The following is a 23,993-nucleotide window of genomic DNA, read 5'->3' as shown; positions in this document are numbered from 1 at the left end:
TCAATCACCCCAATGTTGAACGAGACCTGTCGCAGCCACCTTGCCGATGCTGCACATGAATGCCACCGCGGCGAGCACATCGGCGGTATGCACTGCGTGCCGACTCTGCCACTCTTGACCGCGCAAGTACTGCGCTTGAAATCGCTTCACGCTGCCTCGGGGGTCGGACGCGTTCCATCGGAATCCGACATCCATAGCGAAGCTCAATTCGTCCAGGAATGCGGGGCCGTCCGCGCAACTCTCCTCCCAATCAAGAATCCACGTCCTCGTGTGATCCCCCAAAAGGTTCGCCCTGCAGAAGTCTCCATGGACGCGCCGCACGCGGAGCCCCTCGTGCGAGATCGCTGCCCGGAGCGCGTCATCAAACTGGCGCTGATCCGGTGCACTCGCGGAATACCGGTTCCACCAACTCAACGAATCCCAATTGCCGGCTTTCAGCCTGTATGGCGCGCCCGCATACTCCTCTACGGCGTCCATCGGGAAGGCCTCTACCGACGCGCCAAGCGGTCTCGCGGCCTCGGGAATCGCCTCGAGGACCATGAACTCAAATCCCTGTGAGCGCGCCGCCGTGTATACCCGCGGCACCCTACTCTCCTGCAAGTTCCTCTTCGCCATCTCCACCAACGCGGCGTGCTCACGTTGTATCGCGTCGTCATTCGCGGGAGAGAGCGAGACCTTGGCAAACGCGTGTGCGCGCGCATGGTGATCGATCAGGTGCACATAGACACGCCCCCGGTCACGCTGCGGAGGCCAGACCAAGACGGCATCCAACCGCGCCAGACCAAGGGTTTCTTCGATCTCTGCCAGCCAAGCGGGCACATCGAAATCGGGATGATCCACCAGAGGCTGCGTCGTGAGGGTGCTGAAGACTCGATTCAGGCCGAGCCCTGTCGCAACACGGAGAGCTCTTTGGTAGGCGACACGTTTCGGCGTGAACGGCTTCAGGCTGGCCAGCGCCACTTCAGTCAAATTCGGAGAATCGGGCACCGCGATCACCGGTCGTCCAGCGAATCGAAACACGCGCCATCGCCGCATTCCATTCTTCGCGGTCGTGCCGCGGCTGGGAATCATTGTCACGACGGGAATCCGGTCCAAAATGCGACGATTTCCGCCCACCCCTGCACCGACTGGTCGAGCCCGACCCAGGCGATCTGCGTGCCGAATACGACCCACACGATCACGGCGAGGTCGGTGATCGCGACGCGCATGGCGATCCGCGACGCCCACCCGACTCCGTGGTCTGGTTGCGTCGCGGTCCCCCGATGCGACGTCGCCGTCATACAGCCCCCTTCCGTCGATCGTAGGGTGCGAGCGTGCAGATGTGGGCGAAGCACCCGACGGGTTGACGCTTCGCGTCAGCCGACTGAAGCAGGGACCGTGGCGACAACGCCCCGGTCGACCAACTCCCCCACGACCGCCACGACATCCGCCTCGACGACCTCCAATGCCGCCCCGAAGCTCTCTGCGAGCACCATCGCGACCTCCCGCACCGTCGCCCCCTCAGCCGGCACTGCGAGCAGGAGGTCCCGGCCGGTGCCCTCGAGCGCGATCACCTCGGGCTCTCGGAACCGGTCGAGGTCGAGCAGCACGATCCGGCCGCCCGAGTCGACGATCGCGAGCGAGGGCGACGGGCGGATGACCGTGTCCGGGTCGATGGTCACAGGGCCGCCGTTCGTTGTTCGCGCGCGACCCGTCGTCGTGCCCGTACCACGCGCGGCGCGTCGCGCAGGCCGCGCGCGATCCGACGCCACCTGCCTGCGAGCGCGGCGCGCCGGCCGGGTGGCGTCTCGGGGCGGATGACCCGGAACTCGGCCTCGGTCGGCCAGAGGGCGCGGAACACCAGTCGCGGCATCCGATACCAGGGGGTCTGGTCGACGAGTTCGGCGTAGAAGTGCGCGACCGTCGCGCCGCTCTCGATGCGGCGTCGCCAGCTCGTGAATTCCGGGTCGCCCGCCGCAGCGGCGGCTGCGACGTCGGCGCGGACGTCCACGCCGATCCGCTCGAGGAACGGGGCCGCGGTCGCCGCCGCCCCGGTCGCGCGCGCGAGGTCGACGAGATCGTCGAGTTCCGACGTATCCGCGCCCTGCAACCGCTCGACGAGCGCATCGAGCTCGTGCGCGTGCCTCGGCACCTTGGCCGACCCGCGCAACGAGTGAAGCGCGAGGATCAGGGCGCTCGACGCGCGATCCGGGATCGGCACCTCGTGCCCCGCACGTACGAGCGGCTCGCGCCGTTCCCAGAGCGCCTCGAACACCGTCGCCGGATCCGCGAGGAACCCGGGGTACGCACGATGCACGTCGAGGTCGCACGGCCAGCCGTCGCGCACGAGCGTCGTGGAGTGCGTGATGAAGGCGTCCTCGTGCGGCGCCTTCGCGCGCTCGTGCCATCCGCTCTCCTGGAGTGACGCGACCAGCGCGTCGAAGCGGGCCGGCTCGACGAGCACGTCGACATCGGCCGAGGCGTGCGGCGCCCGCAGGCCGTGATGCTCGAGCGAGGCGCCCTTGATGAACAGGACGCGCGCGTCGACCGCGTCGGCGAACCGGAGCACGAGCGGATGCCCCAGCTCCACCGCCTCCCCCACCCGGAGCGCGACGACCATGCCCGATGCTCTCGCGTCAGCCCAGCGCCGTGACCGTCTTCGAGGTGCCCACCGTCGCGGCCGCATCCGCAGAGACGGTCGCCGTCACGGTGAAGGGGAGGACGACCGTGGTCGCCGAGACCAGGTTGAACGCCAGGCCGGTCGATGGGTCGCTTGGCTTGACGGGCGGATTTGTGATTCGGGTGAACGTGAAGACACGGTCCGAGCCGATCACGGTGCTCCCCGAGTAGATCCACCCGCCGGTGGTGTCGGTGATCGTCGGCGTCTGGTCGCCGGCCGCGAGGACACTCGTGGGATAGGAGAACGTCGCCGTCCAGTTCGGTCCGATCGGCGCGGCGTCGAACGATCCGCCGTTCCGAACCGCCAGTTGGGTCTGGATCACCCCGGGAAACGAGCGGGCATCGAAGAAATCGATCTGGATCACGCCGGGGGGCGGCGAAGCCGCCAACATCGGCACCCCCACCGCGCTCACCACGATCGGCACCGACCACGCGCCCGCCTTGAGTACAGACCTGCGATCAATCCCCCCCATGTATGCATTCCAGCACACGGTCGGCGGAACCGCAGTCAACGCACCTCGACGAGTCCCGCCGTCGCGAGTTCGGCGACGGCGGCGGCCACGACCTCGTCCGGGTCGACCGCGACCGGAGCGCCGAGCTCCCGCACGAGCGCGGGTACGAGCGCGTCGACCCGGACCCACCCTTCCGCCACGGCTGCACGGATCAGCCGGCCCAGGGGCGACACGAGCACGACCCGGTCGCCGATCAGCACGAGTTCCTCGCCGTCCCGCTCGATCGCGTCGACGACGGGCAGGGCGCGCGCCTCTGCCGTGCTCATCGCGCCACCGCCTCGGCAGTGCCGGGTACGGCAGTGCCGGCTGCGGCAGCGCCAGCCGCCTCGGTGCCCGCCACGGCGGCGCGCAGCGCCGGGAGCACGCTCCCGGCGTCGCGATAGCGGATGCGCCGGACGCCGCCGACGCCCTCGGCCAGCCCCGCAATGCGCTGCAGCGGCCGATCGAGCGCCGACAGGTACGACGTCTGCGGCACCAGGTCGGCGAGGCCGTGCAGCAGCGGGACATCCTCGATCTCGGCGTGCTCGGGCGCGTCGTCGCGCCGATCGAGCAGGAAGAGGCCGCCGAGGCGCAGCCCGGCCGACCCGGCCGCAGGGAGCCCGCGCAGGCCGAGTTCGTCGGGGCCGGACTGCGCCTTCGCGCCGCCGCCCGCGCGAACCGTCGACACCGGCTTCGGGAACGCGGTCACGCGCCCGTCGAGCTCGATCGCGACGGATTCGTCGGAGACGTACCCGAACTCGCGCCCGAGCACCGCTGCGAGCGTCGTCTTGCCGCCGCCCGACGGCGCTGCGAACGCGAGGACGCGCCCGTCGGGGAGGGCGAGCCCGCACGCGTGCAGCAGCCACGCCGTGCCGGCGCGCGCCTCGAGCCCGCGGAGCGTCAGGGTCGAGCTCAGCAGGTACAGGAGACCCGGGACATCGGATGCCTCGATCCGGTCGTGACCCGCGCGCGGCACGCCGTCAGGCACGTAGTGCGGCACGCCGCCAGGCACGTCGCCGCCCGACGGCTCGCGCACGACGAGTTCGAGGTGCCCCTCGACGGCGACCGCACGCGGGCTCGAGGCATCCACCGGCGCATCCGTCGGCACCACGCAGCGCGACCAGGCCCGGGCGACCGCGTCGAACGCCGCATCGGGTCCGACGACCGAGAGACGGAAGCGCACGCCGAGCACCTCGACCACCAGCTCCCCCGCGCCGCGCACGCGGGAAGTCTACGGCGCTACGGCGTCGCGCTCCCGCGCGACGAGCCACTGCATATGTAGGCTCGACCTACGCGATCGAGGGGGTGGCGGTGGAGCTCAGCGACTACCTGCGGGTCATCCGGGCGCATTGGGTCGCGATCATCGTGTGCACGCTCGTCGGCGGCGCCGTCGCGCTCGCCTGGGCGGCGCTGCAGGTGCCGCGGTACTCGGCGAACGCGAGCGGCTTCGTCACCGCCGGCTCGAGCGAGAACCCCGCGCTCGCGTCGGCGAGCGACTCGCTCGCGAAGAGCCGCGCGAAGTCGTACGTCGACCTCGCCGAGAGCCGCGCGACCGCGCAGCGCGTCATCGACCAACTGGGCCTGGATGCCACGCCGTCGGAGCTCATCACCCACATCGCGGTCGTCCAGCCGCTCGACACCGTGCTCATCGAGGTCACCGCGGAGGCCTCCGACGCCGACCGCGCGACCGCGCTCGCCGACGCGTGGATCACGGCGCTCGCGGCCGAGGTGAGCGAGGTCGAGGGCGGCGACCAGGGCCTGCGCGTCGTGCCCGTCGAAGCGGCGGCCGTGCCGACCTCGCCGAGCTACCCGAACTGGGCGCTCTCGATCGGGCTCGGGCTGCTCGTCGGGCTCGCGGTCGGCGTGGGATACGCGGTGATCCGGAACCAGCTCGACCGGCGCATCCGATCGGCCCAGGACCTCGAGCGCCAGTTCGCGTTCCCTGTGCTCGCCACCATCCCGATCGACGCGCGCGCCGCGGGCGCCCGACCCGACCCGACCGCGATCGAACCGACCGACGTGCGGGCCAGCGCCTATGGCGAGGCGTTCCGGAAGCTCCGCACGAACCTGCAGTTCATGAACGTCGACGACCCGCCCCGCGTCATCGTCGTCACGAGCCCGAACCAGGGCGACGGCAAGTCGACCGTCGCCGCGCGACTCGCGATCACGCTCGCAGCCGCGGGCGAGTCGGTCGTGCTCGTCGACGCCGACCTGCGCCGGCCGAACGTCGCCCAGCGCTTCGGGCTCGAGGGTGCGGCCGGCCTCACCGACGTCCTCGTCGGGCGCGCCGAGATCATCGACGTCGCGGTCGCATGGGGGCAGGGCATCGAGCTGTACCTGCTGCCGGCCGGCGCGGTGCCGCCGAACCCGAGCGAACTCCTCGGCTCCAAGGCCATGCAGGCGGTGCTCGCCGCGCTCAGCGCGCGCGCCCTCGTGATCATCGACGCGGCGCCGCTGCTGCCGGTCACGGATGCCGCGGTGCTGACCGCGCGCGCAGACGGCGCGATCATCGTGGTCGCCGCCGGCAAGACGGCCGACCGCGAGCTCGAGGCATCCGCCGCGCACCTCGACGCCGTGAACGGCCGCACGCTCGGCGTGGTCCTGAACCGTGTGCGCAAGGCCGACGGCGGCGGGTACGAGCGGTACTACGCGGAGGAGTCGGGCGGCCGGCGGGCTACGGGGCGGTGAACGTCGCGGTCGCCGTATTCGCGTTCGGCGACGTGAGCCGCAAGGTGAAGAGGGTTCCGGACGGGAGACTCGGCACGTCGTAGACGTAGAAGAAATCGACACCGCCCGGCACCGGCGGCGGGGCCGCCAGGAGGAGCGAGTAGCTGTCGAGCCCGTTGCTGGTCGAGGCTGGGACAGATGTCGGCTGCCAGTCGCCCTGGGCCGGGATCGGAGCGCGGACGAGCGCTGGCGCAGTGGGTTGAGCGGGGACCGTGATAAGGGCGGTGACCGGCTCAAGCGCCGCGCCATTCGGCCCGGAGGTGTAGAACCCGAACCGCACCAGACGGTCGGTGGGTGAGGGCGAACCCGAATAGGCCTGAAGGTCGAAGTAACTGATGATGAGCGTGATGGGCAAGGATGCCGCTGCCGCCGGCGACGCCACCGCGACCGCGACCACCGGCACGGTCCACGCCGCCGCCGCGAGCACCGCGCGCCTGGGAATCCCCGTCTCGTTGTCGTCCAAGCGTCCCCCCTTCGACCCACCTGATCTGAGCGTACGCTTTTCCCTCACCAGGCGAGAAACTTGCGATCGGCCTCCGTTTCGCTCACCAGGTGCGCCCGAAATCACCCGAGCGCGCGACCACCGGGCCGGTCCAGAGCCAGAGCGTGCTGCCGTCGCCCGCGACGGCGATGACGGATGCCCCGTCCGGGGCATCCGACGCCATGCACTGGCCCGGCGAGCCCGGCGCGAGCGCACCGTCGAGCACGGCGACCTGCACGCCGGGGCATCCGTTCTGCCTCTCGATGAGCACCAGCGCGCGATCCGGGGCGGCCGCGACGCCCGCGAGCCCGGCGATCGGCTCCGACGTCGCCCAGGTCGCGCCGCCGTCGCCGCTCTCGGCCACGCGCGCGTCGGCGCACAGTACGAGCGCCCCCGAATCCGACCGCGGCACGACCTGCAGCGCCGCGCACGGGGTCGACGATCCGCCACCCGGTGCGACCACCGCATCGCCCTCGATGCGCCAGCCGAGGTCCTGGGCGCCGAGTTCGAGCCACGCCGACCCCTGCACCCAGCTGCGGAACCGCGTCGGCGCGCACGCCGGGTCGGACGCGAGCGCGTCGACGATCTGCCCATCGCCCGGCTCGAGCCTCGTGACCGAGGACGCCCCGGCGATCCCCGCGGGCTGCCAGGTCGCGCCGCCGTCGACCGTCAGCTCGATCGCGGCGCCCGAACCGGGGCAGGTGCCCGTCGACGAGCGGTACGCGACCTCCGTGTCGCGCGCGCCGAGGACCACCTCGGGCCGCGCGACCGACAGGTCCTGCGGCAGCGCCGACGCGGTCGGCAGCGGCGCGCGCGGAGTCCCCGACGCCGCGGGATCGGCCGGCGCATCCGGGTCATCCGCACCGTCCCCGTCGCCGGCCGGCTGCGACGCGCTCACCGCGCCAGGCGTCGGCAGCGGCGGCGTGCGATCGGCCGTCAGCGCCCACGCGACGAGCGCGATGTCGACCAGCACGAACAGGGCGAGCCCGACCCAGACCCACGGCGAGACCCCCTGGTCCGGCCCGCGCCCGAGGAACCGCGACAGGCCGCCGCTACCCGCCACCGACGTCCACCCGCCGACCGGTGAACGCGCGCACCGCGGCGTCGACCGCCTCGTCGATGCGCGCCGCCGCCTCGTCGTAGACCGCGGCGTCGCACCGGAACGGATCGACCACGTCGTCCGCACCCGGACCCACGGGCACGCGGAGCCCGCGCGCCGCCGCCACGGCCTCGATCACCTCGCGCGGATCCGCCGGCGCGCCGGCATCGCCGGACCCCGGCAGCTCGGCGATCGCCGCGAGCCCCGCGAACTCGCGCAGCGTGAAGATCCGCCGCACCGCGCGCGGCACGAGCGTCACCGCCGCGGCGCGATGGTCCGTCGTCGCGGTGAGCACCAGGTCGGCCTCGGCGACCGACCGCTCGGTGAGCTGCCGCGCCCCGTGCCCGGTCGGGTCGGCGCCCAGCCGGCGCACCCGCTCGGCGGCCTCGGGCGTCATCGACTGCCCCGGGTACGCGCCCGTCCCCGCGCTCGTGACCACCGCGTCGATGCCCGCCGCGGCGAGCCGTGCGCCGAGGACCCGCTCCGCGATCGGCGACCGGCAGATGTTGCCCGTGCACACCACGAGCACCCGCAGGCTCATCGCGCCTCGGTCGGCTCTGCCTGCTCGCGAGGCGCGGCGCCGTACGTCTGGCCGTACCGCGAGTAGCCGTACGCGTCAGGTCCCTTGGTCGGCAGCATGTTGAGCACGATGCCCGACAGCGGGGCATCCACGTTCTCGAGGGCCGCGAGCGACCCGGTCACCTGCTGCTTGTGCGTGCGCCCCGCAGCGACCACGAGGATGACTCCCCCGACGCTGCGCGCCAGCAGCGCGGCATCCGTCACGGGCAGGAGCGGCGGCGCGTCGAACAGCACGATGTCGAACGTCGCCTTCATCGACGCGACCAGGCTCGCCATCGCGCCCGACCCGAGCAGCTCGCTCGGGTTCGGCGGGATCCGACCGCTCGGCAGCACGTGCAACTGCTGGCGACCCCAGCGCTGGACCGCGTCGTTCGGGGACACCCGGCCGATCAGCACCTCGGCCAGGCCCACCGCCCCCTCGATGCCGAGGTACGTCGCGACCTTCGGCCGACGCAGGTCGGCCTCGACGAGCAGCACCCGGCTGCCCGCATCGGCGAGCGCGATCGCCAGGTTCACCGCCGTCGTCGACTTGCCCTCGCTCTCGACCGAGCTCGTGACCACGAACGCGCGATCGCCCCGGCCCGGATCGAGGTACTGCAGGTTCGTGCGCAGCGCGCGGAACGACTCCGCCCGCCCCGACTGCGGGTCGGCGTGGACGATGAGCGGCCGATCCTTCGCGCGCGCGTCGAACGCGATGCCGCCGATGATCGGCACGTCGGTGATCGCCTCGATGTCGTGCTCGTTGCGCACGCGCGTGTCGAGCGACGCCCGCAGCACCGCGATGCCGATGCCCACCGCGAGGCCGATGAGGCCGCCGAGCGCGATGTTCAGCAGCACGTTCGGGCTCACCGGCTCGAGCGGCACCTCGGCGTGCTGCACGAGCGTCAGGTGCACCGGGCTCACCGGCTCCTCATCGTCGGCGCCGGCCGGCGGCGCCTCGATCGCCTCCACGACACTCGTCAGGCTCTCCGACACCGCGGTCGCGATCTCGGCGGCCTGCGCGGGATCCACGTCGACGACCGTGATCTCGATGAGCGACGTGTCCAGCGGCGCGGTCGCCTGGATCTCGTCGCCGAGCTCGTCGCCCGTCATGTCGAGGCCCAGCCGGTCGATCACCGGCAGCAGCACGATCGGCGTGGTCGCGAGGTCGGCGTACGTCTTCACGCGCTGCTGCGTGAACGTGTTGCCCTGCTGGAGCTCTGCGGCCGACACCCCGCCCGACGTCGACACGAACACCTTCGCCGTCGTCTGGTACGTCGGGGTCTGCAGGAGCGAGTACACCGCCGCGAACGCAACGCCCGTGAGCGTGAGGGCCACGATCAGCACCCAGTGCTGCCTGAGCACGCGAAGGTAGTCCCTCAGCTCCACCGATCCCCCGATCCGCCGTGCCTGCCGGTTCACCCGCCAGCCCGAACCGCCTCACGACGACCGAGCGAGCCCACCGCTACGCTCCGAAGCGTGGCTTCCCCACAACCTACCTCCCGGCCGGGCGGCCGGGCGAGCACCCGCACGGGGCGCGGCCGATTCGGCGACGCCGCCTGGGGCCTCGCCGCCGCCGCGGTCGCGATGCTCGCGTGGCAGGCCGCGACCCGAACCTGGGTCATGGATCCGGTCGTGCAGGTCGCCGGGGCGTACCTGAGCGTGTGGATCCCGCTCGCGGCCGCCTCGCTCGTCGCCGTGTTCGTGCACGGTTCCGGGTCGCCTGCCCGGGACCTCGGGCTCCGATTCGGGTGGATCGACCCGCTCTGGGGACTCGGAGTCGGAATGCTCGCCGCCGGCCTCGCCGCGCTCGTCGGACGCTGGCTCACCGGCGCCGCCGGCGCCGCAGTGCTCGACCCCGGGCCGTGGGCGTGGCTCACGCTCGGCATCGTGCCGATCGTCATCGCACCGGTGATCGAGGAGACCTACTTCCGGGGGCTCCTGCAGCCCGCCGTCGCCGAGCGGACCCGCCACGCGGGCGCGAGCCCGATCACGGCGGCCGCGACGGGCGTCATCGTGAGCGCGCTCTGCTTCGCGGCACTGCACGCGCTCGCCGCCCCCACCCCGATCTCCGCGCTCCTCGCGGCGATCGCGCCGTTCGCGGTCGGCGTGGGCTGCGGCATCCTCACCGTCCTCACCGGGCGCATTGGCGGCGCGATCATCGCGCACGCCGTCGCGAACGCAGCCGTGCTCTGGATGCGGTGAGCCGCGGCGACCGGCGGCGGTGAGCCGCGGGCGGCCGACTACGCGGTCGGGGTGCCGTGCAGCACGCCGCCCGACTCCTGCAGGTAGCAGACGCCGCACAGCGACTCGTACTCGACGTGCTGACCGTCGATCGCGACCTGGTCGCCGTCGAAGACGTACCGGCCGTCGATCAGCCGGCCGTTGAAGATCGCCTTCCGCCCGCAGCGGCAGATCGTCTTCAACTCCTCGAGGCTGTGGGCGATCTCGAGCAGCCGACGGCTGCCGCGGAAGGCGGCGGTCTGGAAATCGGTGCGGATGCCGTACGCGAGCACGGGCACGTCGTCGAGCAGCGCGATCCGGAGCAGGTCGTCGACCTGCGACGAGTCGAGGAACTGCGCCTCGTCGACGAGCAGGCACGAGACATCCCGACCCGACCGCTCGATGACCCGCGTACGCTGCCGCTCGAACAGGTCGAGGACCGCGTCGCCCGCGCCGATCGTGAAGTCGACCTCGCGCGCGACCCCCAGCCGCGACACGATCTCGCGGTCGCCCTTGGTGTCGATCGATGGCTTCGCGAGCAGCACCTCGTGCCCGCGCTCCTCGTAGTTGAACGCCGCCTGCAGCAGCGCCGTCGACTTGCCGGAGTTCATGGCGCCGTAGCGGAAGTACAGCTTCGCCATCAGCCCCATGCCTCCGGGCGGTGCGCGGCGAGTCGGTCAGTCGAGGTCATAGTGAAACTCCACCCGGACATTCTCCCCCACGTCGACCGCGACGACCTCGAACCGGACGACCGGCGCCAGCGGGATGAACCGCTCGATCGCGGCGCGGTCGAGCTCGCCCTCCCCGGCGAACGACGTGATGACCAGCCGGCCCACCCGGCCGTCGCGCGCGCGGACGCCGACGCCGCGATCCCTTGACTGCGTCGCGGGCGCATCCGACCGGGAGAGCACGACGCGGAGCGCCGACGACCGATCCGACTCGGAGAGCCACGTGAGGAACCCGGCGACCATCACACGCTGCTCGGTGCTGAGCCGCGTCGCCGCCCCCTCCCGATCGACGACCTGGACGGCGACGCCGTGCGCCTCCTCGAGGTCGCCCCCGAGCTCGTCGAGCCACGTCGACCGGAAGCCCGACCGCAGTGCGTGACGGAGCGCGTCGGCGAGTTCGCGCGCGCGGTCGGCGTCGGCCACGGTGATCCGCTCGGCGGTCATCACACGCGCGAGGAACGGCAGCACCTGCCGTGCGAGCACCGACACCGGCGAACGCCGGGAATGCGGCGAGACACCGCTGCGCACCTCCGCGTCGTGGTCGAGCATCGCCCGGTTGACCTCGCGCTGCGCCTCGAGGATCTCCGACACGGCCCCCCAGGAGTACGCCGCGGCACCCGCCGTCATCGCGAGCAGGATCGTGACGGCCGACGCCACCGGCAGCACCGCGAACTCGCCGGCCCGCTCCGCGGTGCCGAGGAGCAGGAACGCGAGCACGAACGCCGAGACCAGGCCCCCGGAGACGAGCGAGAGCCACGAGCAGTACGGGGCGAGCAGCAGGATGACGATCCCCACGACGACCGGCCCGTAGTCGTTGGCGACGTAGACCTTCGCGCCGATCGTCGAGAGGTACTCGGCGAATGCGGCCGCCACGGCCGTCGCCACCACCAGGCCGAACCGCTCCTGCGTGAACGTCGGGCGGTGCGGTGCGGTCCCGTCGTAGGCGAGCAGGACGGATGCCGCGACGAGCAGCACCCCGATGGCGGCGGCGGCCGGATACACGACCTCGGACCAGTGCGCCACCGTGAGGCCGACCGCGGTCAGCACCGCGATCATGCCCCCGATGAGGATGGTCGAGCGCGCCGCCTGCCCGGCGAAGCGATCGAGCTCGGCGACCGAGAGGCCGTTCATCCTCGCGTCTCCTGGTCCCCGAGGGCACCCGGCGCGGCGCCGGGGGTCGGCGCGGCGCCGGGGGTCGGCGCGGCATCCGCTTCCGGGCTGGTCGTCGCGGGGCGCCGGCCGACGGCGCCGCGCCCGATCGGCAACGTCAGCACGATCGTCGTGCCGATGTCGGGCGTCGACCAGAGCCGGACGGTGCCGCCCGCCCGCTCGATCCGGGCCCGGATCGACACGCGCAGGCCGAGCCTGTCGTCGGGCACGCCGTTCACGTCGAAGCCGCGGCCGGAGTCGATGACCGCCGCGGTGAACTCGCCGCCGCCGACGCCCACGGCGACCTCGGCCGTGCCGACGTCCGCGTGCCGGGCCACGTTCACGAGGCACTGGGCGATGGCCGCGTCGAGCGCCGCGAACGCGTCGGGCGACAGCAGGGACGATGCCGCGAGGTCGCCGGTCGTGCGGACATCGAGGCCGGAGTAGGTCGCCGCGGCGAACGACGCGGGCAGCAGGTCGAGCCGGCCGGCTCGTCCCGCTCCGTCGACGTCGCCGGATGTCTCGGAGCCCGCGATGCGCCCGTCGGCGGGCACGGGGCCCGCAGCCGCGACGAGCGAGCGATCCGCGCCCTCGCCCGCCCCGAAGCCGCCCGCGCCGAACCCGCCCGCGTCGAGGTTCCGCGCATCGCCGTCGCCGCCCTCGACGAGGTTCCCCGCATCGCCGTCGCCGCTGTCGACGACGTCTCCCTCGACGACGGGTCGGGTGGGAACGACGCTCGATGCCCAGTCGCGCCCGATGATGCGGCCGAAGTCCTCCCGGATCCCCGTCCGGAGGCGATCGGTGACCCGCCCCGATCCCGCTTCCGCGATGGCCATCAGGTGCGCGAGCGCGGTGTCGTGGAGCCGCGCCGTCGCGAGCAGTTGCTGGTCCCGACGCACCTCGAGGCGCTTGACGTGGAGCCCCGCGGCCTCCAGCCGGGCCCGGGTCTGGGCCTGGTCGCCCGGCCCGATCCGGTCGGAGACGATGCCGATCGCGATCACCGCGAATGCGATGAGTGCGGGCACGTCGAGGGTCCAGGCCGCACCGGCGAGGACGCATCCGAGGAACGCCGAGGCACCGCCGATCAGCCACGCGAGCGCCGTCCACACGACGCCGATCGCGGCCCCGGTGCCCACGCCGCCGACGAGGAGCAGCGCGATGCGGGGCAGCGACATGGCGGCGTCGTGCGCGCCGATGCCCGGCGGAACCGTGCTCAGTGCCAGCGTCGACGCGATCACGGTTGCCGCCCCGACGGCGAGGTACAGCAGGGTCGTCGCGACCGACGGCCGGAACTCGATCGCGACGACGGCACCGAGGAAGACCAGCGCCGCGGCGACGACCCACCACCATTGCATCGGCACACTGGTGGGCACCGCGATCGCGCCGACGGCAGCGACGACCAGCAGCCCGACCAGGAACACCAGGGCTGCCGCATGCATGGCCCCGGTCATCGCCGACCGGCGGGGTGCACGGGTGCGCATGGGGGCCATGACCGCCCTCCCCTTCCGTCCGGCGTCCGGCCGCGGTGAACCGCGACTTCCCCCGGATTGGATTATGGCACCGCACCTGCGGCCGGGCGACCGTCGCCCCCGTTCTGGGGCCTCCTTCCGTTCGGGCGAGCGGGGCGGTCAGAAGAGCGTCGCGGGCCCGACGGACGACGCCGCGATGGCGGCGGGCACCGGACCAGACCCGCTCGAGCGCACGCCGCCGGTGACCGCGTCCTCGCGCCCGCGGACGAGCCCGTGCGCGCGGATCAGCGGACGCATCCGCTCGGCGAGCCACTGCCGGTACTCCTTCGGCGCATACGCGGACGCCCCGGGGTACATCGCCCGGTACTTGGGCAGCAGGTCGGGATGCTCGCGCTCGAGCCAGTCCAGGAACCACGGCTTCACCGAGCCGCGCAGGTGCAGCGCGGCCCAGATCACGCTCGTCGCGCCGGCCCGCTTCGCCTCGCCGAGGGCGTGGTGGAGATGCTCCCTCGTGTCGGTGAGGAACGGCAGGATCGGCATGAGGAACACCGTGCAGTCGAAGCCGGCCTCGCGCGCCGCGGTCACGGTCGCGAGCCGCGCGCGCGTCGACGGGGTGCCCGGTTCGACGGACTGCTGCAGGTCGTCGTCGTAGACCGCGATCGACATCGCGAGGTCGATCGGCACGAGCGTCGAGGCATCCTGCAGCAACGGCAGGTCCCGGCGCAGCAGCGTTCCCTTGGTGAGCACGCTGAGCGGCGTGCCGCTCTCGGCGAGCGCGCGGATGATGCCCGGCATGAGCTCGTAGCGGCCCTCGGCACGCTGGTACGGGTCGGTGTTCGTGCCCAGCGCGACCGGTTCGTGCCGCCAGGACGGCCGCCTGAGCTCGGGCCGCAGCACGTCGGCGACGTTCACCTTCACGATGATCTGCCGATCGAAGTCGGCGCCCGCGTCGAGGTCGAGGTACTCGTGCGTCGGGCGGGCGAAGCAATTGTGGCTGATCACCCCGGCCGCGACGAAGTCACCCGTCGTGGTCGTGATGTCGATGAGGTCGATCGGCTCGTCCCCGACCGGCTCGATCGAGACGACGCGCAGATCGGCGACCGTCTTCACGGCGGTACCCGCCATCGCCAGCTTCCTCGTGATCGCGGGCTGGGCGATCCGGAAGAACGCGGTTCGCGCAGGAAGCCCCCCGCGCAGCCTCACATTCGCCACGCGGTTCGCGGTTGCAGGTTCGCGGACGAACGCCAGGTCGAATCTCGCGAGCGCCGACTCGATCGAGCAGAGGATCTCCTCGTCAGAATTGCTGATGCGGACGACGCCGCGACTGCAGGATCCCTCGGCGTCGAAGATGCCACCGAGAAACCCCGCGTCCCACGCCGCAGAGCGAGACTCCGGCCATGCGATGGCGCGTTCGATCGTTTCGAGATACGCACGGCGTCCGGTACGGATGCCGAGCATCCGCCGACGTTCGGGCGTCGCCTGGGCGAACTCGAACGTCGAGAGGTCGATGCCGGATCGCCGCAGGTAGCCCCTCGTGCGGTGGAGCGCCTCCTCGTCGGCGAGCGCGAGACGGAACATGGTCACGCGATTGACGCCACCGCGGGCACGGGCGTACTCGCCGCGGAAGATCATCCCGTCGCCGCGGATCATGCCGGCGAGGTAGCCCCGTGCATAGTCGTCGGACCACACCGGAGCCGGCGCCTCCACCCGGACGCGGCCGAATCCCATGAGCGAGTTCGACGTGGTCAGGTACGGACGCCGATCGGCGCCCGCCATGGCCCCGACGACGTGCTTCCACCCTCGATCGGTGAGGAACCGATGGTCGCCGCTCGCCACGAGCGTGGTGCCGTCCGCGAGCCGGATCCGATACGCGGGCTTGCGAGTCGTCCAGTTCGCGAGGACCTTCGACGGCGTGTAGCGACGGTACCTGCCGTCGAGTCTCGTGCCGAGCACCTCGTCGCCGACGCGGATGTCCCGCAGCGGCCGTTCTCGACCGTCGGCCATCGTGATCGCCGTATCGGGATGCAGGCAGTAGGCACATGCATGCGTGCAGCCCCGGAAGGGGTTGATGGTCCAGCCGAACGGCATCGCGGACTGCCCCGGCACGCGGTTCAGCGCCGACTTCGCGAGCACCTCGTGGAAGGTGACGCCCGCGAACTCGGGCGTCTGCACCGAACGGACCAGGTTGTTCAGCCGCGCGAGCCCCGGCAGCGCGCCCGTCTGCTCGACACCCAGCTCCTGCCCGCTCCACCGCATGACAGATATTCGAACACATGTTCGAACGATCCGCCAGTCGCAACGCCCCGAGCGTCAGATTCGACGCGAGGATGCCCCGCCGAGACTCGCGCGCGGACGCGAATGGTCGCTTCGAGACGCCCGAAGCGACCATTCGCGTCCATGCGGCGGCTGGGTTGGGGGACGGGGGGACGAGCGGCGGCCGGGCTGGGCGGGGACGAGCGGCGGCTGGGCTGGGGCGGGGACGAGAAGCGGGCCGGGCGGGGGTCGGCCAGGTTCGACGCCAGGATGCCCTGCCAGGAAGGACGCGCGCGGACGCGAATGGTCGCTTCGAGACATCCAAAGCGACCATTTGCGTCCGCGCGGCGGGTGGGTTGGGGCGGGAGACGCGCGACGGGGTGGGCTGGGAGAGGCAGAGCGGCGGCGGGTCAGGCCACCCGCCACACACCCGCCACCCGCCCCCCGCTCAGGCGGCGCGCTGCGAGGCGACGACCCTGCCGCGGTCGAGGCGGAGTTCGGGGCCCGCCCACCGCCGGCGGAGCCAGCGGTCGTGGCTCGCGATGAGCACCGCGCCGGGGTAGCCGCCGAGCGCCTCCTCCAACTCGGTCGCGAGCCGGAGCGACAGGTGGTTCGTCGGCTCGTCGAGCAGGAACAGGTGCGGCGGCTTGGCGATCACGAGCGCGAGCGCCATCCGCCGCTGCTGCCCGACCGAGAGCGCCCCGACCGGACGGTCGAGGTCCCGCGGCGCGATGAGCCCGAGCCCGGCCAGCGGCACCTGCTCGGCGCGCCGCTCCCCCAGCGCGCGCGTGTACAGCGCACGCGGCGAGGCATCGGGGTCCGCGAAGCGGACGTCCTGCTCGAGCAGCCCGACCCGGAGGCCGCGACGACGGTGCACGACGCCGCGGTCGGGCGCGAGCGAACCCGCCAGCAGGCCGAACAGCGTCGACTTGCCGGCACCGTTCGCCCCGGTGACGAGCAGACGCGTCTCGGGCGCCACCTCGAGCGCGGCGACGTGCAGGCGCCCGTCGATCGAGGCGTCCGTCGCCTGAACCAGCAGCCCGCCGTCCTCGGCGAGCGCCTGCGAGCCCGACGGGATGCCCGCGAAGTCGAGCGGCGCCGGAGGCTTGCGCACCTGCGCGCGCTCGAGCGTCGCGAGCCGCTGCTCGACGTTGCGCACGCGCCGCGCGACCGCACGCTCGGTGTTGCCCTGCTTGAAGGCGCCGATGAACTTGTCGTTGTCGGTCGGGCCGCGCCCGTGCGACACGCTGCGCGCGGTCGTGCCCGCGTCGATCCGCAGGCGCCGCAGCTCGTCCTGCTCGGCGTCGTACTGCCGCTGCCAGCGCTCGCGTTCGGCGGCCTTCACCTCGAGGAACTCGGTGAACGTGCCGCCGAACACCTGGCCGCCCGCCGCCGCGAGCGCCGCGTCGCGCGACCCGGCACCGCCGCCCGCGCCGCCCGCACCACCCCCGGCGCGGCCCGCGCCGCCCGAACCCGCCGCCGCGAGCGCGAGCGCGCCGGCCCGCCCGGGATCGAGATCGAGCAGCCCGGTCGCCACCCCGTCGAGGAACGCGCGATCGTGGCTCGCGAACAGCACCGGCCCGCGCCACGCGCGCAGCCGGGCCTCGAGGAACGCGGCCGCGCCGTCGTCGAGGTGGTTGGTCGGCTCGTCGAGCAGCAGCGCGTCGGGTGCGCGCAGCAGGAGCGCGGCGAGCGCGAACCGGCTCCGCTGCCCGCCGGAGAGCTCGCCGATCCGGCGGTCGAGCGGGATCGCGCCGACGCCGAGCCCGTCGAGCAGTTCGTCGCGGCGCGCACCGGCCGACCACACGTCGGCGCGCTCGGCGGCCTCGAGCGCGGCCGCGTAGCGCGCGGCCGGATCGGGCGCCGGCCACCTGCCGGGAGCGGATACCCCGGACGGTCCGGATCCTCCGGCCGGTCCGGATGCCCAGTCGGGCCAGGATGCCCCGTCGAGCGAGGATGCTCCGTCGGCGAGCGCGGACGCAGCCGCGTCGAGCTCGCGCTCGATCGCGCGCACCTCGGCGAGGGCGTCCTCGAGTAGGTCGCCCGCACGCGCCCGGAGCGGGAAGGGCACCTCCTGTTCGAGGAACCCGATGCGCGCGGGGCGCAGCACCCGGCCGGCCCGGTCGGGCTCGACGGATCCGGCAGGCGATGCGCCCGGGACGGCCGGGGTGGCCGGGGCGCCGGATCCGGCCGGGAACCCCGGCGCGTCCGGGGCATCCGCAGCGGCCAGGAGCCGCAGCAGGGTCGACTTGCCGGCGCCGTTCTCGCCGATGAGGCCGACGCGCCGGCCGGGCGCGACGGAGAAGGACAGGTCCGCGAGCACGCGCCGATCGCCGTAGGCGACCGACAGCCCGTCTGCGCGGAGATGGTCGGAGGTCAGGTAGTGCACGGGCATGGGGTACCGCCGTTCGCGAGGGGTCCCGGGCGGCCGCCGTCGGCGGACCGCGCGTGCGGTCGCCCGGGACGAATGATGCGTCCCGCCGGGCATTCGCCGCGGACGGCAGGGTGCACGGAGACCTGTCGCGATCAGCGTTGCGAGCACACCCGATGTCTACGGCGCCTCAGGCGCGGGACAGGGATGCATGCTCACTTCATAGCGTCGGCTACCGTAGCACGCGCATCCGGGAATGCGCCAGCCACGCGGCGTCCATCCGGTCGGATGCCGCCAGCCACGGGGCATCCGAACGCATCCGACGGATCCCGCGTCGCGGGTCGCCCCGCCTACGCCTATGCCTGCAACTGCAGGATGCGCGCCGTCTCCGAGAGCGACGCGGCCGCCGCGGCCGGGTCGTCGTTGAGCTTCGTGCCGTACGACGGGATCATCTCGCGCAGGAGCGGCTCCCACGACGCGTAGCGGTCGGGGAAGCTGCGCTTCAGCACGTCGAGCATGATCGGCGCGGCCGTCGAGGCGCCCGGGGATGCCCCGAGCAGGCCCGCGATCGTGCCGTCGGCGCCCGAGATGACCTCGGTGCCGAACTGGAGCACGCCGCCCTTGCCCTCCTCGTGCTTCATGACCTGCACGCGCTGGCCCGCCGTGATGAGCTCCCAGTCCTCGGACTTCGCCGTCGGCATGAACCGGCGGAGCGCCGCTACCTTCTTGTCGCGGCTCGCGAGCAGTTCGGAGACGAGGTAGCGCACGAGGTCGAAGTTCTTGAGGCCGACGCCGAGCATCGTGCCGATGTTGTGCCAGCGGATCGAGAACGGCAGGTCGAACCACGTGCTCGTCTTCAGGAACTTCGGGGTGAACCCGGCGTACGGGCCGAACAGCAGCGCGGTCTCGCCGTCGACCACGCGCGTGTCGAGGTGCGGGACCGACATCGGCGGTGCGCCGACGGCGGCCTTGCCGTACACCTTCGCCTGATGCTGCGCGACGAGCTTCGGGTTCGTGGTCCGCAGGAACTGGCCCGAGATCGGGAAGCCGCCGAAGCCCTTGATCTCCGGGATGCCCGACTGCTGGAGCAGCGCGAGCGCGCCGCCGCCGGCGCCGACGAACACGAAGCGGGCCCGCACGACCTTCGGCGTGCCGCCGACGAGGTGGCGGAGGTTCAGTCGCCAGGTGCCGTCCTTCTCGCGCTTGAGGCCCGTGACCTGGTGGTTTGTCTGCACCTGGCCGCCGCGGCGCACGAGGTCCTCGAAGAGGAACCGGGTCAGCGCGCCGAAGTCGACGTCGGTGCCCGCGGCGATCCGCGTCGCGGCGACGCGCTGCTTCGCGCTGCGGTTCTTCGCCATGAGCGGGGTCCACTCGGCGATCGCCGAGAGGTCCTCGGTGTACTCGAGGTCGGCGAACAGCGGCTGGTCCTTGAGCGCGGTGTAGCGGCGACGCAGGTACTCGACGTTCGAGCGGCCCTGCACGAAGGTCATGTGCGGGGTCGTGTTGATGAAGCGCTCAGGCGACGGCAGCGCGCCGGTCGCGACGAGGTGCGCCCAGTACTGCCGGCTGATCTGGAACTGCTCGTTGATCGAGATCGCCTTCGCGGGATCGACCGAGCCGTCCTTGGCCTCGGGCATGTAGTTGAGCTCGCAGAGCGCCGCGTGGCCGGTGCCGGCGTTGTTCCAGGGGTTGCTCGACTCCTGCGCGACCTCGCCCAGCCGCTCGTACGCGCGAATGCTCCAATCGGGCTGGAGACGGGAGAGGAGGGACCCGAGCGTCGCGCTCATGATGCCGCCGCCGATCAGGACGACGTCGACGGTTTCGTCTGAATGCACGATTTCCAGTCTAAGTCGACTGCGGAGCCGCCCTTGACCACCGGCCGCCCGTGCGGTATCGGGCGAACTCGACGCATCGGGGCATCCCCGCCCCTGAGGACTCCTCACCCTAGACTGACTGCATCGGATGCACCGGGGGGAGGATCTGGTGGCGGATGACGCCCGCGACGACGCATCGGCGACGCGGCACCGGCGGGACGACAGCCGGTACGTCGTCCGCACGGGCACGGCCGGCGGAGCAGGCGGCACCGGGCCGAGCGACGTCCCGGGCGACGTCCCGGGCGAGCACGCGGCCCGGCCGGACGACCCCGCCGCCGGCGCCGCGGCCGGAAGCACCGAGCCCCCGCGCACGGGCCCGTCGGCCCGCATCGGCGCACCGACCAGGGCCGCCGACACCGGCCCGTCGATCCGCCGCGGTCCCCGGCGAACCCCGGACGTTCGCGAGGCGTCCACGCCGCGCCCCAACCGAGCGTGGTGGACGACGACCCTCATCATCCTGCTCGCCGCCGCGCTGCTCATCCCCATCGGCGTCTGGCTCGCATCCTCGATCGAGCCCGAGCAGGGCGGCGCCCTCTACGGCGGCCGGGACCTCTTCGTCGACCCGGGCTCGAGCCCCGCGGTCGCGGCCGACGCCGCGGTCGACACAGACGAGCGGCACGCCGCCGAGGTGATCTCGGCCCGACCGATGGCAGTCTGGCTCACCCCGGAGGAGTTCCCGCCGGGCACCGTCGGCGACGAGGTGCGCGACATCGTCGCCCAGGCGACCGATGCCGCGGCCGTCCCGAGCTTCGTGATCTACGGGATGCCGGGGCGCGACTGCCAGGGCCAGTCGGCCGGCGGACTCGCCACGCAGGCGGAGTACGTCCGGTGGGTCGAGGAGATCACCGCCGGCCTCAGCGGACGCCAGGCGATCATCGTGCTGGAGCCCGACTCGCTCGCGCTCGGGCCATCCTGCGGGGACACCGCGCGGCGGACGGAGCTCATCTCGGCGGCGGTCGGGTCGCTGCAGAACTCGACCGCGTCGGTGTACCTCGACGGCGGCCACTCGAACTGGCTCGCCCCGCGCGAGATGGCCGACCTGCTCGAAGCGGCCGGGGTCGCCCACGCGCGGGGCTTCGCGACGAACGTCTCGAACATGCGCACGACCGACTCGGAGCTCACCTACGCCCATCGGGTGGCCGACGAGTTGGGCGGAGGTGCCCACGCGGTCGTCGACGTGTCCCGCAACGGGGACGGCCCGGCCGTCGATGCCGAGTGGTGCAACCCGCCGGGCATCGCCCTCGGCGAGGATCCGCAGAAGGGCCCGATCGACGACGTCGTCGACGCGCTCCTGTGGATCAAGACGCCCGGCGAGAGCGACGGCGAGTGCAACGGCGGTCCGCCCGCGGGCGAGTGGTGGGCCGAGGGAGCGATCGAGCTCGTGGAGAACGCCGGGCGCTGACCCGGAGCGAGGGAACAGGTGACGGAATGACGGATGCAGCCAGGGCGGGCGACGACCGTCGCGTCGCGGTCGTGATCGAGGACGAGGCGGACATCCGCGACCTCCTCGAGCAGGTGCTCCAGCAGGCGGGCTTCGAGACGCACGGCGCCGTCAACGGCCTCGACGGCGTCGAGGCCGTCCGCAAGTGGAATCCGACCGTGACGACGCTCGACGTCAGCATGCCCGGGATCGACGGTGTCGAGGCCGCGAAGCGGATCCGCACGTTCAGCGACACGTACCTCATCATGCTCACCGCGCGCAGCGAGGAGATCGACACGTTGATGGGGCTCGAGGCCGGCGCCGACGACTACGTCGCCAAGCCGTTCCGGCCGCGCGAGCTCCGCGCGCGAGTGGAGGCGATGCTGCGACGGCCTCGCAGCGGTCCCGCGCCGGGCCGGACATCCGCCCCGGCCGCCGGGCCCGCGCCCGTGCCCGCGGCACCGCCGTCGACGTCGACGGTCCCGGTCGGGTTCGTGCCGACCGCGGCACCGGTCGCGGCCGCGGCGCCCGCGCCCGCACCGCCCGCTCCCCCGGCTGCGGTGCCGGTCGCGCCGGAGCAGGCCGCGGCGTCACCTGAGCCCGTGCGGCCGGCGGTGGCCGATTCCGACCTCCAGCCCGGCTGGATCGAGCACCGGGGCCTCCGGCTGCATCCCGAGATGCACCTCGTCCGGATCCGGGGCGAGGAGATCGACCTCACGCGCATGGAGTTCGAGCTCCTGCACCTGCTCATGACCTCGCGTCGCCGGGTCCGCAGCAAGGCCGACCTCGCGCTCGCGATGCACGGCGAGAGCTACGTCACCAACTACTCCGTGACCGAGGCGGACAAGCGGGCCATCGAGGTCCATCTCGCGAACCTGCGACGCAAGCTCGGCGAGAACGCCGCCGACCCGACCTGGATCGAGACCGTGCGCGGCGTCGGCTACCGGCTGACGGCCGACGGGTGACGTCGGCCGCCGGGGCATCCGCTCAGACCTTGTAGCCGTGGGTGCGGCGCAGCAGCTTGAAGAACATGCCGAGCGTCTGGAGCACCGTGATGACCCCGAGCACCGGCCACGCGGCCCAGAGGATCGCCGACTGGATCATCGGGCTCAGCATCATCCAGATCACGACCATCGCGACGATGATCGCCCCGACCAGGACCATCGGGATCAGGTAGGCCGATCCCGAACCGCGCTCCGCCTTGGCCTGCGCGGCCCAGTTGTCGACGCGCTTGCGGCTCAGGAACTTCGTCCAGGCTCGCACGAAGTGCCCCAGCCGGATCCACATGTAGATCTCGGCCGGGATGTACAGGAGCGCGAACAGGATGTCCCGCGCGTTCACCTTCTTCATCCAGAGCGCGGTGCGCAGGTTGAGCAGCGTCGCCGCGATGGGGGAAGGACCCACCACCACATGAAGACGAACGCGTCGATCGACAGCGAGCCGGCCAGCAGCACGATGAACAGGATGCGCGTGAGGCCGTTGACCGCCATCGAGAAGTTCTCGAGCCAGCGCTGGCGCATGTTCGGGTGCAGGGGCTGGCCCTTCGTGTCGCCGCGCTGCCCCGGCCACATGAGCTCGATCGCGCCGTAGTTCCACTTCACCTGCTGCGCGTCGAGCGAGCGGAGCGTGGTCATGCCGCCCACGTCCGCACGCGCCTGCGCGCTGATCTTCGTGAGGTAGCCGGCGCTCTTGACCTGGAGCGAGAGCAGCGAGTCCTCGACCTCGGAGTCCTTGACCCACGGGGTCCGCTGGTGGTTCGCCGCCATGGCCTCGGAGAGGGCCTTCATCGAGAAGATCGAGTACTGCCCGCCGAGCACCGCCATGTTGCGGCCCTTCAGCATGTTCTGCATGTTGAAGGCGGCGAACTGGGCGCGCTGGCCCGCGATGAGGAATCGGCCGATCGTGCCCTCGATCTTCGAGTCGTCGATCGTGTAGATCGCGGAGATGCCGCCGATGCGGCTGTCGGACTCGATCTCGGCCTCGAGGAACTCGATCGCGCGGCTGTCGGCGATCGTGTCGCCGTCGACGCCGAGCAGGTAGTCCAGGCCCTCGACCAGGGAGTAGCCGTAGTTCAGCGCGCCGACCTTCTTGTCGGGGTTCTTGCCGATGTCGTGCACGAACACCTCGGTGAACTGCTCGACGCCGTCCTCGCCGACGCGGCTGTGCGCACCGGCGTACTCGGCCGCGTACTCGACCGTGCGGTCGTTCGTGTTGTTCACGACGACGTGGATCACGTCGGGCATCCGGGTCTGGCCGATCAGCGACTCGAGGACGTCGCGGATGGACTCCTCCTCGTTGTACGCGGGGATGACGCAGCCGATCGTGGCCCGCATGGTCGGCAGGAACTCGGTCGCCGCCGCGAGGCCCGATTCGACGGGCGGGAGGGTGTCCGCGGTTTCGCGGGCGTGCGAATCCTGTTCGCCGCCGCGCGCGACGGTGAAGACCTGGGCCATGTGAACGACTCCTGAGGAAAGATGCTGTGCCGACGCAGG

23 protein-coding genes are annotated in these 23,993 nt (G+C 72.3%); 4 read left to right on the top strand and 19 right to left on the bottom strand.

What is annotated here, in order from left to right:
• From ACDF64_RS10235 to ACDF64_RS10205, 7 genes are all read right to left on the bottom strand, one after another.
• Positions 1–1,071, bottom strand: coding sequence for a phosphotransferase (locus ACDF64_RS10235; RefSeq protein WP_394550956.1), 1,071 nt, complete (start codon positions 1,069–1,071; stop codon positions 1–3).
• Between the two features lie 2 nt (positions 1,072–1,073).
• A complete protein-coding gene (locus tag ACDF64_RS10230; RefSeq protein WP_394550955.1) occupies positions 1,074–1,208 on the bottom strand; it encodes a hypothetical protein in 135 nt (44 codons plus the stop codon).
• Between the two features lie 147 nt (positions 1,209–1,355).
• A complete protein-coding gene (locus tag ACDF64_RS10225) occupies positions 1,356–1,661 on the bottom strand; it encodes a PqqD family peptide modification chaperone (protein ID WP_394550954.1) in 306 nt (101 codons plus the stop codon).
• Entirely contained in the window at positions 1,658–2,599 is a 942-nt protein-coding gene (locus ACDF64_RS10220) for a nucleotidyltransferase family protein (RefSeq protein WP_394550953.1), read from the bottom strand. The genes ACDF64_RS10225 and ACDF64_RS10220 overlap by 4 nt, the downstream gene beginning before the upstream one ends.
• Positions 2,600–2,615: 16 nt before the next feature.
• Positions 2,616–3,131 carry a hypothetical protein gene (locus tag ACDF64_RS10215; protein WP_394550952.1) on the bottom strand — a complete coding sequence of 172 codons (516 nt, stop codon included), beginning with the start codon at positions 3,129–3,131 and terminating at the stop codon, positions 2,616–2,618.
• 35 nt (positions 3,132–3,166) lie between these two features.
• Positions 3,167–3,436: a hypothetical protein gene (locus ACDF64_RS10210; RefSeq protein WP_394550951.1), complete on the bottom strand. Its 270-nt coding sequence runs from the start codon at positions 3,434–3,436 to the stop codon at positions 3,167–3,169.
• On the bottom strand, positions 3,433–4,371 hold the full coding sequence (locus ACDF64_RS10205; RefSeq protein WP_394550950.1) for a hypothetical protein: 939 nt from the start codon (positions 4,369–4,371) through the stop codon (positions 3,433–3,435). The genes ACDF64_RS10210 and ACDF64_RS10205 overlap by 4 nt, the downstream gene beginning before the upstream one ends.
• 89 nt (positions 4,372–4,460) lie before the next feature.
• On the opposite strand from ACDF64_RS10205, the gene ACDF64_RS10200 reads away from it, so the two are divergent.
• Entirely contained in the window at positions 4,461–5,837 is a 1,377-nt protein-coding gene (locus ACDF64_RS10200) for a polysaccharide biosynthesis tyrosine autokinase (protein ID WP_394550949.1), read from the top strand.
• Here ACDF64_RS10200 and ACDF64_RS10195 read toward each other — a convergent pair.
• The 4 genes from ACDF64_RS10195 to ACDF64_RS10180 form a co-directional block, all read right to left on the bottom strand.
• The gene (locus tag ACDF64_RS10195) at positions 5,824–6,339 is read right to left on the bottom strand and encodes a hypothetical protein (protein WP_394550948.1); all 516 of its coding nucleotides are present in this window, start codon (positions 6,337–6,339) and stop codon (positions 5,824–5,826) included. The two genes, ACDF64_RS10200 and ACDF64_RS10195, sit on opposite strands and share 14 nt — an antisense overlap.
• Positions 6,340–6,421: 82 nt before the next feature.
• Positions 6,422–7,420, bottom strand: coding sequence for a hypothetical protein (locus ACDF64_RS10190; protein WP_394550947.1), 999 nt, complete (start codon positions 7,418–7,420; stop codon positions 6,422–6,424).
• Complete coding sequence (locus ACDF64_RS10185; RefSeq protein ID WP_394550946.1) at positions 7,410–7,997, bottom strand: low molecular weight phosphatase family protein; 588 nt, start codon at positions 7,995–7,997, stop codon at positions 7,410–7,412. Before ACDF64_RS10185 ends, ACDF64_RS10190 begins: the two co-directional genes overlap by 11 nt.
• Positions 7,994–9,403, bottom strand: coding sequence for a polysaccharide biosynthesis tyrosine autokinase (locus ACDF64_RS10180; RefSeq protein ID WP_394550945.1), 1,410 nt, complete (start codon positions 9,401–9,403; stop codon positions 7,994–7,996). Before ACDF64_RS10180 ends, ACDF64_RS10185 begins: the two co-directional genes overlap by 4 nt.
• Positions 9,404–9,493: 90 nt before the next feature.
• Between ACDF64_RS10180 and ACDF64_RS10175 the strand changes: the two genes are divergently transcribed.
• Positions 9,494–10,219: a CPBP family intramembrane glutamic endopeptidase gene (locus ACDF64_RS10175; protein ID WP_394550944.1), complete on the top strand. Its 726-nt coding sequence runs from the start codon at positions 9,494–9,496 to the stop codon at positions 10,217–10,219.
• A gap of 38 nt (positions 10,220–10,257) precedes the next feature.
• Here the strand turns inward: ACDF64_RS10175 and ACDF64_RS10170 are convergent, their stop codons facing one another.
• From ACDF64_RS10170 to ACDF64_RS10145, 6 genes are all read right to left on the bottom strand, one after another.
• Positions 10,258–10,878, bottom strand: coding sequence for a thymidine kinase (locus ACDF64_RS10170; RefSeq protein WP_394550943.1), 621 nt, complete (start codon positions 10,876–10,878; stop codon positions 10,258–10,260).
• Positions 10,879–10,914: 36 nt separating this feature from the next.
• Positions 10,915–12,096 carry a hypothetical protein gene (locus ACDF64_RS10165; RefSeq protein ID WP_394550942.1) on the bottom strand — a complete coding sequence of 394 codons (1,182 nt, stop codon included), beginning with the start codon at positions 12,094–12,096 and terminating at the stop codon, positions 10,915–10,917.
• Positions 12,093–13,553 carry a sensor histidine kinase gene (locus ACDF64_RS10160; RefSeq protein ID WP_394550941.1) on the bottom strand — a complete coding sequence of 487 codons (1,461 nt, stop codon included), beginning with the start codon at positions 13,551–13,553 and terminating at the stop codon, positions 12,093–12,095. The genes ACDF64_RS10165 and ACDF64_RS10160 overlap by 4 nt, the downstream gene beginning before the upstream one ends.
• 189 nt (positions 13,554–13,742) lie before the next feature.
• The gene (locus ACDF64_RS10155; protein WP_394550940.1) at positions 13,743–15,839 is read right to left on the bottom strand and encodes an intein-containing Rv2578c family radical SAM protein; all 2,097 of its coding nucleotides are present in this window, start codon (positions 15,837–15,839) and stop codon (positions 13,743–13,745) included.
• A gap of 445 nt (positions 15,840–16,284) precedes the next feature.
• Positions 16,285–18,231 (bottom strand): ATP-binding cassette domain-containing protein, encoded by a 1,947-nt coding sequence (locus ACDF64_RS10150; RefSeq protein WP_394550939.1) that lies wholly within the window; start codon positions 18,229–18,231, stop codon positions 16,285–16,287.
• 332 nt (positions 18,232–18,563) lie between these two features.
• Positions 18,564–20,045, bottom strand: coding sequence for a malate:quinone oxidoreductase (locus ACDF64_RS10145; RefSeq protein ID WP_394555102.1), 1,482 nt, complete (start codon positions 20,043–20,045; stop codon positions 18,564–18,566).
• A gap of 145 nt (positions 20,046–20,190) precedes the next feature.
• Here ACDF64_RS10145 and ACDF64_RS10140 point away from each other — a divergent pair, with 145 nt between their 5' ends.
• Both ACDF64_RS10140 and ACDF64_RS10135 read left to right on the top strand, forming a co-directional pair.
• Positions 20,191–21,483, top strand: a complete 1,293-nt coding sequence (locus tag ACDF64_RS10140) for a glycoside hydrolase family 6 protein (RefSeq protein WP_394550938.1) — start codon at positions 20,191–20,193, stop codon at positions 21,481–21,483.
• A 26-nt stretch (positions 21,484–21,509) separates the two neighbouring features.
• Positions 21,510–22,466, top strand: coding sequence for a response regulator transcription factor (locus ACDF64_RS10135; RefSeq protein ID WP_394550937.1), 957 nt, complete (start codon positions 21,510–21,512; stop codon positions 22,464–22,466).
• A 22-nt stretch (positions 22,467–22,488) separates the two neighbouring features.
• Here the strand turns inward: ACDF64_RS10135 and ACDF64_RS10130 are convergent, their stop codons facing one another.
• Both ACDF64_RS10130 and ACDF64_RS10125 read right to left on the bottom strand, forming a co-directional pair.
• Positions 22,489–22,905, bottom strand: a complete 417-nt coding sequence (locus tag ACDF64_RS10130; RefSeq protein ID WP_394550936.1) for a hypothetical protein — start codon at positions 22,903–22,905, stop codon at positions 22,489–22,491.
• The gene (locus ACDF64_RS10125; protein ID WP_394550935.1) at positions 22,848–23,954 is read right to left on the bottom strand and encodes a glycosyltransferase family 2 protein; all 1,107 of its coding nucleotides are present in this window, start codon (positions 23,952–23,954) and stop codon (positions 22,848–22,850) included. The genes ACDF64_RS10130 and ACDF64_RS10125 overlap by 58 nt, the downstream gene beginning before the upstream one ends.
• Between the last annotated feature and the right edge of the window lie 39 nt (positions 23,955–23,993).

The sequence above is a fragment of the Agromyces sp. MMS24-JH15 genome, from assembly GCF_043518605.1.
Lineage (GTDB): Bacteria > Actinomycetota > Actinomycetes > Actinomycetales > Microbacteriaceae > Agromyces.
This window is presented reverse-complemented; position numbering and strand designations above follow the sequence as displayed.

Bases quoted from the DNA above. Each gene is read 5' to 3' on its own strand.
- ACDF64_RS10150 (WP_394550939.1), bottom strand. From the start codon at position 18,231: ATGCCCGTGCACTACCTGACCTCCGACCATCTCCGCGCAGACGGGCTG.
- ACDF64_RS10185 (WP_394550946.1), bottom strand. From the start codon at position 7,997: ATGAGCCTGCGGGTGCTCGTGGTGTGCACGGGCAACATCTGCCGGTCG.
- ACDF64_RS10135 (WP_394550937.1), top strand. From the start codon at position 21,510: ATGACGGATGCAGCCAGGGCGGGCGACGACCGTCGCGTCGCGGTCGTG.
- ACDF64_RS10160 (WP_394550941.1), bottom strand. From the start codon at position 13,553: ATGCATGCGGCAGCCCTGGTGTTCCTGGTCGGGCTGCTGGTCGTCGCT.
- ACDF64_RS10220 (WP_394550953.1), bottom strand. From the start codon at position 2,599: ATGGTCGTCGCGCTCCGGGTGGGGGAGGCGGTGGAGCTGGGGCATCCG.
- ACDF64_RS10125 (WP_394550935.1), bottom strand. From the start codon at position 23,954: ATGGCCCAGGTCTTCACCGTCGCGCGCGGCGGCGAACAGGATTCGCAC.
- ACDF64_RS10170 (WP_394550943.1), bottom strand. From the start codon at position 10,878: ATGGCGAAGCTGTACTTCCGCTACGGCGCCATGAACTCCGGCAAGTCG.
- ACDF64_RS10210 (WP_394550951.1), bottom strand. From the start codon at position 3,436: ATGAGCACGGCAGAGGCGCGCGCCCTGCCCGTCGTCGACGCGATCGAG.
- ACDF64_RS10215 (WP_394550952.1), bottom strand. From the start codon at position 3,131: ATGGGGGGGATTGATCGCAGGTCTGTACTCAAGGCGGGCGCGTGGTCG.
- ACDF64_RS10235 (WP_394550956.1), bottom strand. From the start codon at position 1,071: ATGATTCCCAGCCGCGGCACGACCGCGAAGAATGGAATGCGGCGATGG.
- ACDF64_RS10155 (WP_394550940.1), bottom strand. From the start codon at position 15,839: ATGCGGTGGAGCGGGCAGGAGCTGGGTGTCGAGCAGACGGGCGCGCTG.
- ACDF64_RS10230 (WP_394550955.1), bottom strand. From the start codon at position 1,208: ATGCGCGTCGCGATCACCGACCTCGCCGTGATCGTGTGGGTCGTATTC.
- ACDF64_RS10165 (WP_394550942.1), bottom strand. From the start codon at position 12,096: ATGAACGGCCTCTCGGTCGCCGAGCTCGATCGCTTCGCCGGGCAGGCG.